Below are 11,897 nucleotides of genomic sequence, written 5' to 3'. Positions count from 1 at the left end.
CACCCGTCCCCGGGGGTGCGGGCCGGGGCGAGGAGCCCCCGCCCGTGCCCCCGCCGGCCAGTTGCTACCGGCACCCGGGCCGGCCCACCGGCGTCTCCTGCGTCCGCTGCGGCCGGCCCATCTGCCCGGAGTGCATGACCTCGGCCTCCGTCGGCTTCCAGTGCCCGGAGTGCGTCCGCGCCGGGCAGGCGTCCGTGCGCGCCCCGCGCCGCCCGCCGGCGGTCCGCTCGGCCGGGCGGCGCTGGGGCGTCGTCACCCTGACGCTGATCGCCCTCAACGTGGCGATGTTCGTGGCCACCGCCGTCTCCGCGGCGGTCGACGGCGCCGACCCGCTGGACAACCAGCTCTCCCCGCTGTTCGCCGACCTGCAGCTCGCGCCCGTGCTGGTGCAGGTGTTCGGCGAGGACTGGCGGCTGATCACCGCCGCCTTCCTGCACATCGGCATCACCCACCTGGCGCTCAACATGCTGGCGCTGCTGCTCTTCGGCTCCGAGCTGGAGCGCGCGCTCGGCTGGTGGCGCTACCTGTCGGTCTACCTGCTGTCGGCGCTGGGCGGCTCGGTGGCGATCCAGCTGTTCGGCGACCCCGCGCGGCCGGTGGCCGGGGCGTCCGCGGCCATCTACGGGCTGCTGGGCGGCATGGCGGTCGTGCTGCTGGCCGCCCGGCAGGACCTGCGCGGCCTGCTCACCCTGCTGGCGATCAACGTCGTCATCAGCTTCCTGCCCGGCGTCTCGCTGCTGGGCCACCTCGGCGGGCTCGTGGTCGGCTTCGTCGCCGCCGGGATCGTCGTCCTGGCCCGCCGCCGCACCGAGCTGCAGGTGCTCGGGCTGCTGCTGCTGGCCGGCGTCCTCACGGTCACCGCGCTCACCGTGCCGACGCTGTTCGTCCTCGACCTCTGAGGGCCGGCGCCCCTCAGCGCGGGCGCCGGGCCTCCAGCGCCCGCGCGACGTCCTCGGGGTCGCTGCCCAGCTCCCAGGCGGCGAGCAGGACGAGCTGACCCACGTCGTCCGGCCCGGCGGCGGTGTCCAGCTCCAGCAGCCGCGAGCGCATCCCCCAGCGCCGGATCTGCCGCACCTGCACCCGCAGCCCCGCCCAGGGCAGTTCCGCCCGGCGGGTGAGGGTGCGGACGACGACGCCGCCCGGGCCGGCCGCCAGGCGGGGCCGCAGCAGGACCGTGCGGGCCGCCAGGGCGAGCAGCAGGATCGCCGCGGCGCCGACGAGGACCCGGCCGACGGGCTCGAGCAGCAGCGCCGCCGTCCCCAGAACCAGGCCGGCGCCCGCCAGCGCCGCGGCGATCCCCGGACGTGCCGACCACTCCACAGCCCCAGCTTGCACGTCCGGGGCCGCCGTGCGTCCGGCCGGGTGTCCACAGGGGCACTGTGCGTGACCGTTCCTTCGCAGGTCAGCGGCCCGTCGGCCTCGCCATGTCGACTTCTCCACAGCTGGGTACACAGCTGGGGACAGAAGCACAGGGGTGTAGTTACGCGGGCGTCCTCCTCGTCCCATCCGCCTCAGCGGCGACGAAAGCCCAGGTCAGCGACGTCCCCTCGAACACCCGTACTCCACATCCGGTGGACAACCCTGGGTATTCAGCGCCGAGTCGACCTGTGGACAGCGACGGTGACTGTGCACAGTGGGGACGGGTCCTCGACCGGTTCTCCCCAGCCCCCGGAACGCACGAGGCCCCCGTCCCCAGGGGGACGAGGGCCTCGAGGTGGCTGCGCGGCGGGGCCGGCGATCAGCGCCAGCGCATCGACATGACCAGGCCGGCGACCATCGCGCCGAACCCGATCGCGAAGTTCCACGCGGACAGGTCGCGCATGAACGCGATCTCGTCGCCGGCGACGTAGTAGACGACGATCCACAGCAGGCCCAGGACCATGAGGGTCACCATGACCGGCGCGTACCAGCGCGGGCTCGGGGCGGCGGCACGGGCGGAGCCGGGCTGCAGGACGGTCGGCGGCGGCGTGTACGCCGACTTCTTGCGCACCTTGGACTTCGGCACCGCTGCTGCTCCCTCCGGGCACCGGTCGGTCTCCACCGGCCGGATCTCCCTCCAGCCTAAGCTGCAGGGGGCGGGCGGTGGGCCACCGACGCCGGGGAACCGCCCCGCCGGGGGTACCCCGCTCCCGCCCCGCCCGGTCAGGAGGTGCCCGTGCCCCGCGACCGCCTGCGCGCCGCGCTGGGCCGCCTGTCGCGGCCGTCCGGCCGCCCGTGGGGGCGCCGCACGGCCTGGGCCGCCCTGGTGCCCGTCGTGGCGCTGGCCGCCGGCCTGCTGTTCGCCACCTCGGGGCAGACCGCCCGCGGCACCGACCTGCGCGGCGGCGAGGTCCTCGAGCTGTCCGGGCTGATCGCCCAGCGGCGGGCGGCGCTGGCCGAGCAGACGGCGGAGGCCGCGGACCTGCAGGCGCAGATCGACCGGCTCACCGACGACGTGGCGGCCCAGAACGGCGAGGTCGGCGCGCAGCAGTCCGAGGGTGACGGGCTCACCCTCTCCGCCGGGATGGTGCCGCTGACCGGGCCGGGGCTGCGGATCGTCCTGGACGACGCCCCGCGCCGGCCGGACGGCTCCCTGCCGCGCGGCGCCCGGCCCGACGACGTCGTCATCCACCAGTCCGACGTGCAGGCCGTGGTCAACGCCCTGTGGGCCGGCGGGGCGGACGGCGTGGCGATCATGGACCAGCGGCTCATCGCCACCAGCGCCGTCCGCTGCGTCGGCAACGTGCTGCTGCTGGAGGGGCGCACCTACTCCCCGCCGTTCCAGATCGCCGCCGTCGGCGACGCGGAGGCCTTCCTCAACCAGCTGGCCGCCTCCCCGCAGGTCGGCGTCTTCCAGGAGGCGGTGGCCGCCTTCGGGCTGACCTTCTCGGTCCGCCGGGCCGAGACCGTGGCGCTGCCGGCGCACAGCGGCATCCCCACCATGGAGCACGCGACCCCCGTCGACTGACCGGGACGCCGGGCGCGGGCCCGGCTGGTACACAGGACCGGTGAGCAGGCCGGTCCTCGTCGTCGACAACTTCGACAGCTTCGTCTACAACCTCGTCCAGTACCTCGGGCAGCTGGGGGTGCGCTGCATCGTGCGGCGCAACGACGCGGTGACCGTGGACGAGCTGCCCGACCTCGACGCGGCCGGCGTGCTGCTCTCCCCCGGGCCGGGCACCCCGGCTCAGGCGGGGGTCACCGTGCCGATGGTGCGCGCCGCCGCCGAGGCCGGGACGCCCGTGCTCGGTGTCTGCCTGGGCCACCAGGCCATCGCGGAGGCCTTCGGCGCCGAGGTGGTGCGCGCGCCCGAGCTGCTGCACGGCAAGACCAGCCCGGTGGTGCACGACGGCGTCGGCGTGCTCACGGGCCTGCCCTCGCCCTTCACCGCCACCCGCTACCACTCGCTCGCCGTGGACCTGGCCACCGTGCCCGACGAGCTGGAGGTCACCGGGCACACCCCGTCCGGCGTCGTCATGGCGCTGCGCCACCGCGAGCTGCCGATCGAGGGCGTGCAGTTCCACCCGGAGTCGGTGCTCACCGAGGGCGGCCACCAGATGCTCGCCACGTGGCTGGCCACTTGCGGGCAGGCCCCCGACCCCGCCCTCCTCGAGGCCGCCGCCGCGGGCGCCCGCCGGCTGTCGACCGTCAGCGCCTAGCGTCCCCCGGACGCACAGAGGGGCTCCACCCGGCCGGGTGGTGCCCCACTCCGCGTCTACAGGGGACGGCGTCAGTTGCCGCCGCCACCGCCACCGCCGCCACCGCCGCCGCCACCGCCGGGGCCGCTGCCGGTGGTCGGCTGGACGATCAGCAGGATCCGGTCGCCCGGCTCCACCTCGGTGCCCGCCGGCGGGTCGGTGCGGATCACGGTCGCGTCGTCCGGGGTCGCCTCGGCGCCGCTCGCGTCGACCACCGCGATGTTGGTGAAGCCGGCGTCCTGGAGCACCGCGTACGCCGCGTTGGCGGGCGCGCCCTGGGTGACCGACGGGACCGCGACGGTCTCCGGCTCGGCCGGGCCCGTCGACACCCGCAGCACGATCTCGGTCTCCGCGGTGGCCTGCTGGCCGGCGGCGGGGGTGGTGCCCAGGACCGTCCCGGCGGGCTGGTCGGACTCCTCCTCCTGCGGCGTGACGTTCGTGAACCCGGCCGCGCGCAGCGCCTGCGTCGCCGCGGCCTGGTCGCCGGACACCGGGGGGATGGGCGCGTCGCCGTCGGACACGGACAGGGTGACGTCGGTGTCCGGCGGGACCGCGGCGCCCACCTCGGGGTCGACCGCGACGACGGTGCCCTCGGGCGCCAGGTCGTCGATGCTGTCGGTGTTGACGTTCCCCGTGAAACCGGCGTCGTCGAGCTGCGTGCGGGCGGTGTCGACGGTCTGGTTGACCACCGGCGGCACGGTGACGGTGTCCGGGCCGACGCCGACGACCAGGTCGACCTCGCTGCCCTCGTCGACCTCCGCCCCGCTCGCCGGGTCGGTGCTCTGCACGAGGCCCTCCTGCGCCTCGTCCGAGACCTCCTGCGGGGTCACCTCGTCGACGACCAGCCCGGCCTCCTCGATCGCCGCCCGGGCGTCGGCCTCGGTCATCCCCACCAGCCCGGCCGGCACGGCGACGGCGGTGGCGGCCGGCGGGGTGTCGTCGTCCCCGCCGCCGAGCAGCAGGGCGACCGCCACGACGGCGCCGACCAGCACCACCGCCGCCACGACGGCGGCGATGATCCGGTTGCGCTTGCGCCGGCGGGCGGCCTCGTCGTCGTCCCAGTCCCGGCCCGCGGCACCCGGCGCGGCCGGGATGCCGCCGATGACGGCGGTCCGCTCGCTGTCGCCCAGGACCGGGGTCGCCTCGACCTGCTGGCCGGCCAGGGCCCGCAGCAGGTCGTTGCGCATCTCCGCGGCCGACTGGTAGCGGTTGGCCGGGTTCTTGCTCATGGCCTTGAGCAGGATCGCGTCCAGCTCCGGCGGGACGGCCGGGTTGATCGACGACGGCAGCCGCGGGTCCTCGCGGACGTGCTGGTAGGCCACCGACACGGGGGAGTCGCCGGTGAACGGCGGCGCCCCCGTCACGAGCTCGTAGAGCAGGCAGCCCAGGGAGTACACGTCGGAGCGGGCGTCCACGCCCTCGCCGCGGGCCTGCTCGGGGGAGAGGTACTGCGCGGTGCCGATGACGGCCGCGGTGGAGGTCATCGTGGCCGCGGAGTCCGAGACCGCGCGGGCGATGCCGAAGTCCATGACCTTGACCGACCCGGCCGGCGTGATCATCACGTTCCCGGGCTTCACGTCCCGGTGCACGATGCCGTTGCGGTGGCTGAAGTCCAGGGCGCCGCAGATGTCGGCGGCCAGGCTCATCGCGCGCTGGGGCGCCAGCACGCCCTCCCGGCGCAGCACGTCGCGCAGGGTCTCGCCCTCGACGTACTCCATGACGATGTAGGGCGTGTTCCCCGTCGGACCGCGGTCCTCGCCGGTGTCGTAGACGGCGACGATCGCCGGGTGGTTCAGCGACGCGGCCGCCTGCGCCTCGCGGCGGAACCGCACCTGGAACGACGGGTCGCGGGCCAGGTCGCTGCGCAGCACCTTGACGGCCACCTCGCGGCCCAGCCGCAGGTCGCGGCCGCGGTGCACCTCGGCCATGCCGCCGCGGCCGAGCACCCCGCCGATCTCGTAGCGCTCTCCGAGCACCTGGGGGGTGGTCATCGCAGGTCCTCTCGGGCGGGGCAGGCGTGCAGACGGTGCGGGTGGACGGGTCCGCCGGGCAGCGTACTGAGCGGGACGGAGGGGTTCGGGACGGCGCGAGGGAGCCCGCTCACCCGCCCGCACCCTGGGCCACAGGCGACTCGGCAGCCCCGCCCTGCGGCGCGGCCGTCGTCTCCGGCGGCAGGGTGGTACCCGGGGCCGTGGGCGTCGGGGTGGGGGTCGGCGTGGGGGTCGGCGTGGGGGTCGGCGTCACGCTCGAGGGCGTCGTGACGGAGGTCGACGGGGCGCTGGGCGTGGGCGCATCCCCGCCGCCCGTGTCGCCCTCGTCCCCGCCGCCGGTGTCCCCCTCGTCGCCGGTGTCGCCCTCGTCCCCGCCGGTGTCCGGCTCGGCCGGCGACCAGTCCTCGGGGGTGTAGAAGAGCGTGATCGGCGTGTCCGCCGGCACCTGCCCGGCGGCCGGGGTGAAGGCCGCGACCTCGTCCGCGTTCAGCTCCTGCCCGTAGGCGGCCAGCTGGTCGGCGGAGGCCTCCTCGCGGGTCACGTTCGTGAACCCGAGGCCCTGCAGCCCGGCGGTCACCTCGTCGACGTCCTCGCCGAGGATGGCGTCGGCGTCCAGCGGGAGCGTGGCCACCGGCGCGGCGGAGCTGGCCGACGTCGAGGTCGCCGCGCTGCTGCGCGAGCCGCCGCCGCCGTCGCCGTCCCCGCCGCTGAACACGATCCAGGCCAGGCCGGCGAGCAGCGCGACCAGCACGAGCGCCGCGACCACCCACAGCCACCGCTTGCGGCCGCCGGCGCGCTCGGCCGGCCCGTCGTCGTGCCACCCGCCGCCGTCGGTCGGCGGCCCCTGCAGCGGCGGCAGCGGCCGGGCGGAGGTCTGCGCCCCGGTCGCGGCGGCGGCCGGGGCCGCGTCGAGCACCTGGGTGCTCGGCTCCTCCTCGGGCGCCGCCCCGGCCGCCCCGGCCCCCTCGGGCATGGCGACGACCTGGGTCGCGGCCACCGCGGCGGCGGCCACGCCCGTCCCGGCCGGCGCCCGGCTGCCGACGGCCGCGGCCACCGCGCGGATGGCGGCGGCGAACGCCGCGCCGTCGGAGAACCGGTCCTCGGGCTGCTTGTGCAGCGCCCGCTCGAGCAGCTGCCGGACGGCGAGCGGCACGTCGGCCGGCAGCGGCGGCGGCGGCCGGTTGATGTGCGCCAGCGCGATGGCGACCTGGGAGGTGCCGTCGAAGGGGCGGACGCCGGTGAGGCACTCGTAGCCGACGACGCCGAGGGAGTAGACGTCGGAGGCGGCGGTGACCTCGAAGCCCTGGGCCTGCTCGGGGGAGAGGTACTGGGCGGTGCCGACGACCATGCCGGTGCGGGTCAGCGGCGTCGCGTCGCGCGCGCGGGCGATGCCGAAGTCGGTCAGCTTCACCACGCCGTCGGGCCGGACGATCAGGTTGCCCGGCTTGATGTCGCGGTGAACGACGCCGGCGGCGTGCGCGGCGGACAGGCCGTCGGCGGCCTGGCCGATGACGTGCAGCGTCCAGTCGACGGGGAGCCGGGTCTCCTCGTGCAGGATCGTCACCAGCGGCTGGCCCTCGACCAGCTCCATGACGAGGAAGGCCAGGCGCTGGCCGGGGTTGCGCTCGTCGTCGGCCTCGCCGTAGTCGTAGACCGAGGCGATGTTCGGGTGCGACAGCGCCGCGGTGTGCCGGGCCTCGTTGCGGAACCGGGCGACGAAGCTCGGGTCGCCGGTGAACTCGCTGCGCAGCACCTTGGCGGCCACGACGCGGTCCAGCACCCGGTCGCGGGCCCGCCAGACCTCGCCCATGCCGCCCGTGGCGATGGGGGAGGTGATCTCGTACCGCCCGGCGAGGACGGTGCCCGTGGAGAGCGCCATCAGTCGCCCTGCCCCTCGAGGTAGGCCTGCATCACCTGGCGGGCGATCGGCGCGGACACGTCGCCACCCGTACCCCCGCCGTTGGCCACGAAGACCGCCACGGCGATCTGCGGGTCCTCCGCCGGGGCGAAGCCGATGAACCAGTTGTGGTCGGGCCCGGCGTTCTCCGCCGTCCCGGTCTTCCCGGCGACCTCGAAGCCGGAGATGCGGGCGGCGCGGCCGCTGCCGTTCTCGACGACGCTGACCATCATCTCGGTCAGCTGGTCGGCGACCTCGGGCGTGACCGCCTCGGACAGCTCGTCGGGGTCGGTCTGCTCGATCACCGTGAGGTCCGGCGCCCGCAGCTGGTCGACCAGGTACGGCCGCATCACCGTGCCGTCGTTGGCCACCCCGGCGGCCACCATGGCGGCCTGCAGCGGGGTCATCCGCACGTCCTGCTGGCCGATCGAGGCCACGCCCAGCTGGGCGTCGTTCTCGGGGTCGCCGATGCTGCTGCCCGCCGTCTCCAGCGGGATCTCCAGCCCCTCGCCGTCCATGCCGAAGGCCTCGGCCATGTCGCGGACCCGGTCCTCGCCCAGCTCGATGCCCAGCAGCGCGAACGCCGTGTTGCAGGAGATGGTGAGGGCGTCGATCAGCGGCTGCTGCTCGCTGCTGCTGCACCGCGAGCCGCCGAAGTTCTCCAGCGTCGTGGACGTGCCGGGCAGGGTCAGCACGTCGGGGGCCGGGATGACGGTGTCGGGCGTGTACTCGCCGCTGGCCAGCGCCGCCGCCGACACGACCACCTTGAACACCGAGCCGGGCGGGTAGTTGTCGTTGATCGCCCGGTTGAGCCGCGGGTCCTGGTCGGCGGCCTCGAGCTGCGCGGCGTAGTCGCGGATCGCCGCCCCGTCGTGGCTGCTGAGCAGGCTCGGGTCGTACGTCGGCGTGCTCGCCAGCCCCAGCACGGCGCCGGTGGAGGGGTCGAGCGCCACGACGGCGCCGGTGACGCCCTCCAGGCCGGCCATGGCGGCCTCCTGCACGCCGGCGTCCAGGGTGAGGACGACGTCGCCGCCGGAGGGGTCGCGCCCGGTGAAGATGTCGGCCAGCCGGCGGGTGAACAGCCGGGCGTCCTCGCCGGTCAGCACGTCGTTCTCGGCCTGCTCGATGCCGCTGGCCCCGTACAGGAACGAGTAGTAGCCGGTGACCGCGGCGTACAGCGGGCCCTGCGGGTACTGCCGCAGGTAGGTCAGGTCGTCGTCCGTGGCGACCGACGTGGCGACCTCCGTGCCGTCGACGACGATCGAGCCCCGCTGCCGGTCGTACTCCTCCACGATCACCCGGCGGTTGCCCGGGTCGGAGCGCAGCTCCTCGGAGCGGACCACCTGGATGTAGTTGACGTTGACGATCAGCAGCGTGAAGAGGACGAGCACGCTGATCGCGACGCGCCGCAGGGGTGCGTTCACGGCCGCACCACCTCCGTCGGGGCCTCGCCGATCGTCGCGCGCGGCGGCGCGCCCGGCGGCACCGGCGGGGTGGCCGGACGGCGGGCGGCGTCGCTGATCCGCACGAGGATCGCCAGCAGGGCGAAGTTCGCGACCAGCGACGAGCCGCCGTAGGCCACGAACGGCGTCGTCAGGCCCGTCAGCGGGAGCAGCCCGGTGACGCCGCCGAGGACGACGAACACCTGCCAGGCGATCGCGAACGACAGACCGGCGGCGAGCAGCTTGCCGAAGGCGTCGCGCACGATCAGCGAGCTGCGCAGCCCGCGCTCGACCAGCACCAGGTAGACGATGATCACCGCGACCAGCCCGAACAGGCCGAGCTCCTCGCCGATCGCGGCGGCGATGAAGTCGCTCTTGGCCACCGGGACCTCGTCCGGCCGGCCGCCGCCGAGGCCGGCGCCGAACAGGCCGCCGGTGCCGAGGCCGAACAGCGACTGGACCAGCTGGAAGCCGCCGGTGTCGCGGTAGGCGAAGGGGTCCAGCCAGGTGTCGACGCGGACCCGCACGTGCCCGAACAGCTGGTAGGCCAGGAAGGCGCCGGCGGCGAACAGCCCGACGCCGATGACCAGCCAGCTCGCCCGTTCGGTGGCGATGTACAGCATCACCACGAAGATCCCGAACAGCAGCAGCGAGCTGCCCAGGTCGCGCTCGAAGACCAGCACGAGGATCGACAGGCCCCAGGCGACCAGGACCGGGCCGAGGTCGCGGCCGCGGGGCAGCTCCAGCCCCATCACCCGGCGACTGGCCAGCGCCAGCACGTCGCGCTTGTCGACCAGGTAGGCGGCGAAGAAGATGATCAGGCAGATCTTGGCGAACTCGCCCGGCTGGATGCTGAAGCCGGCCACCCGGATCCAGATCTTGGCGCCGTTCACCGAGGAGATGGACGCCGGCAGGAGCGCGGGCACCGCCATGAGGAACAGGCCGACCAGCGCCAGGGTGTAGGCGAACCGGGCCAGCAGGCGGTGGTCGCGCACCACGAGCAGCACCGCGACGAACAGGCCGACGCCGAGGGTCGCCCAGACCAGCTGGACCGGGGCGTCCTCGCGGGTCGCGGCGGCGCCGACCTGGTCCCCGGCCAGGTCCAGCCGGTGGATCATCGTCAGGCCCAGCCCGGTGAGCAGCGCCACGGCGGGCAGCAGCAGCGGGTCGGCGTAGGGCGCGAACCGCCGCACCACCAGGTGCATCACCACCCACAGGGCCGTGAACCAGCCGCCGAAGGTGGCCAGCTCCGGGCGCAGCGAGCCGGTGAGCGTGATGTCGACGACGGACTGCGCCGCCAGCGTGATGACGACGGCGAACGCCAGCATCACCAGCTCGGTCCCGCGCCGCGTCGGCACCGCGCCGGGGGCGCCCGAGCCGGCCGACCGGGGGTCGGTGGTCGGGCCGCCCATCACTCCGCCTCCCGGCAGTCCCGTCCCGGGCCGGACGACCGCGAGGTCCCGTCCGCGGAGGACGACGACGAGCTGGTGTCGAGGGACTCCCCGAAGGCACCGGGGGAGGACGGGGACGGCAGGAGCGGGGACGGCGCGGCCGGCGTCTGGCTCGGGGTGGGCTCCGGCTCCTCCTCCTCGCACTTGGGCAGCGTCTGCTCGCGCAGCATGTCCACCCGGTCGTCGGCGGCCTGGCGGTCGTCGACGGTGATGCCGTCGGTGACCTTGCCGGCCAGGTCCTGGCTGAGGTCGGACACCGCGATGCCGGAGTCGGACTCCTCGCGGTACAGGTCCAGGCCCAGCACCGAGGCGTTGATGCCGCGGAAGACGGCGACGGTGTCGGTCTCCTCGTCCACGCCGACGAACCAGTGGTCGAACACCCACACGTAGGCGCCGACCGCGGCCGCGGCCAGCACGACCAGGGCGGCGAGGGCGGCCCACCAGCGCCGCCGGGTCCGCCGGCGGTCCGGCGGCGGGGCGCTGGACATCGGCGTGGCGGCCGCCGGCGGCGTCGGCGGCGGGTCGTGCAGGGCGGCGCGGCCCGCCGCGGAGTTCGGGTCGACGGCGCGCTGGCCGACGTTGGCGCCGGCGGCGCCGTCCACGACCGGCTCGGTGTAGGCGCCGGTGCCGTCGTCCTCGACGACGTCGGCGACGATCACCGTGATGTTGTCCGGCCCGCCGCTGCGCAGCGCCAGCTCGACCAGCCGGTCGGCGCAGGACTGCGGGTCGGGGTCGGCGAGGGTGATCGCGATGGTCTCCTCGCTGACCACGCCGGACAGGCCGTCGGAGCACAGCAGGTAGCGGTCGCCGGCGCGGGCCTCGCGCATGGAGAGGTCCGGGTCGACGTCCTGGCCGTTCAGCGCCCGCAGCAGCAGCGACCGCTGCGGGTGGTGGTTGGCCTCCTCCTGCGTGATCCGGCCGTCGTCGATCAGCGTCTGCACGAACGTGTCGTCGTGGGTGATCTGGGTCAGCTCGCCGTCGCGCAGCAGGTAGGCGCGGGAGTCCCCGACGTGGCACAGCGCCAGTCGGCCGCCGGCGAACAGCACGGCGGTGAGGGTGGTGCCCATCCCCTCCAGCTGCGGCGACTCGCGGATGACCTCGCGCAGGTGCTCGCTGCCGTCGAAGACCGCCGCGCGCAGGGCCGCGAGCATGTCGCTGGGCGGGGCGTCCTCGTCCAGGTGCTCCAGCGCCGCGATGACCACCTTGCTGGCGACGTCACCGGCGGCGTGCCCGCCCATGCCGTCGGCGACGGCGAGCAGGCGGGGGCCGGCGTAGACGGAGTCCTGGTTGTTGCCGCGGACCAGACCGCGGTCGGACCGGGCCGCGTAGCGCAGCGCGAGGGTCATCGGAGCGGGCTCCCCTTCACCATGTCCACCGGTTCGCTCCCGCGGGCCGCTCCGCTCCCCGCTCGTCCCTCGCTGCGATGTCCACGCCCCTGC

The 11,897-nt window shown here is 75.2% G+C and carries 10 protein-coding genes; 3 read left to right on the top strand and 7 right to left on the bottom strand.

What is annotated here, in order from left to right; translation table 11 throughout:
* Positions 1-44: 44 nt before the first annotated feature.
* Positions 45-899: a rhomboid family intramembrane serine protease gene (locus ACI79F_RS09345; RefSeq protein WP_456578897.1), complete on the top strand. Its 855-nt coding sequence runs from the start codon at positions 45-47 to the stop codon at positions 897-899.
* Positions 900-912: 13 nt separating this feature from the next.
* Here ACI79F_RS09345 and ACI79F_RS09340 read toward each other — a convergent pair whose 3' ends face one another.
* Positions 913-1,320 carry a PH domain-containing protein gene (locus ACI79F_RS09340; RefSeq protein WP_456544295.1) on the bottom strand — a complete coding sequence of 136 codons (408 nt, stop codon included), beginning with the start codon at positions 1,318-1,320 and terminating at the stop codon, positions 913-915.
* 418 nt (positions 1,321-1,738) lie between these two features.
* A complete protein-coding gene (gene crgA, locus ACI79F_RS09335; protein ID WP_456544294.1) occupies positions 1,739-2,005 on the bottom strand; it encodes a cell division protein CrgA in 267 nt (88 codons plus the stop codon).
* A gap of 150 nt (positions 2,006-2,155) precedes the next feature.
* On the opposite strand from crgA, the gene ACI79F_RS09330 reads away from it, so the two are divergent.
* Positions 2,156-2,947 carry a DUF881 domain-containing protein gene (locus tag ACI79F_RS09330; protein WP_456544293.1) on the top strand — a complete coding sequence of 264 codons (792 nt, stop codon included), beginning with the start codon at positions 2,156-2,158 and terminating at the stop codon, positions 2,945-2,947.
* A 40-nt stretch (positions 2,948-2,987) separates the two neighbouring features.
* Positions 2,988-3,638 carry an aminodeoxychorismate/anthranilate synthase component II gene (locus ACI79F_RS09325; protein ID WP_456544292.1) on the top strand — a complete coding sequence of 217 codons (651 nt, stop codon included), beginning with the start codon at positions 2,988-2,990 and terminating at the stop codon, positions 3,636-3,638.
* Between the two features lie 71 nt (positions 3,639-3,709).
* Here ACI79F_RS09325 and pknB read toward each other — a convergent pair whose 3' ends face one another.
* From pknB to ACI79F_RS09300, 5 genes are all read right to left on the bottom strand, one after another.
* Positions 3,710-5,668, bottom strand: coding sequence for a Stk1 family PASTA domain-containing Ser/Thr kinase (pknB, locus tag ACI79F_RS09320; RefSeq protein ID WP_456544291.1), 1,959 nt, complete (start codon positions 5,666-5,668; stop codon positions 3,710-3,712).
* A 109-nt stretch (positions 5,669-5,777) separates the two neighbouring features.
* Positions 5,778-7,547: a serine/threonine-protein kinase gene (locus tag ACI79F_RS09315; RefSeq protein ID WP_456544290.1), complete on the bottom strand. Its 1,770-nt coding sequence runs from the start codon at positions 7,545-7,547 to the stop codon at positions 5,778-5,780.
* Positions 7,547-8,989, bottom strand: a complete 1,443-nt coding sequence (locus ACI79F_RS09310) for a peptidoglycan D,D-transpeptidase FtsI family protein (RefSeq protein WP_456544289.1) — start codon at positions 8,987-8,989, stop codon at positions 7,547-7,549. Before ACI79F_RS09310 ends, ACI79F_RS09315 begins: the two co-directional genes overlap by 1 nt.
* The gene (locus tag ACI79F_RS09305; protein WP_456544288.1) at positions 8,986-10,419 is read right to left on the bottom strand and encodes an FtsW/RodA/SpoVE family cell cycle protein; all 1,434 of its coding nucleotides are present in this window, start codon (positions 10,417-10,419) and stop codon (positions 8,986-8,988) included. The genes ACI79F_RS09310 and ACI79F_RS09305 overlap by 4 nt, the downstream gene beginning before the upstream one ends.
* The gene (locus ACI79F_RS09300) at positions 10,419-11,804 is read right to left on the bottom strand and encodes a PP2C family protein-serine/threonine phosphatase (protein WP_456544287.1); all 1,386 of its coding nucleotides are present in this window, start codon (positions 11,802-11,804) and stop codon (positions 10,419-10,421) included. Before ACI79F_RS09300 ends, ACI79F_RS09305 begins: the two co-directional genes overlap by 1 nt.
* Positions 11,805-11,897 lie beyond the last annotated feature (93 nt).

Source organism: Blastococcus sp. SYSU D00868 (assembly GCF_054050575.1).
The sequence above is the reverse complement of the archived record's forward strand: the minus strand, read 5'-3'. Positions and strand labels throughout refer to the sequence as shown.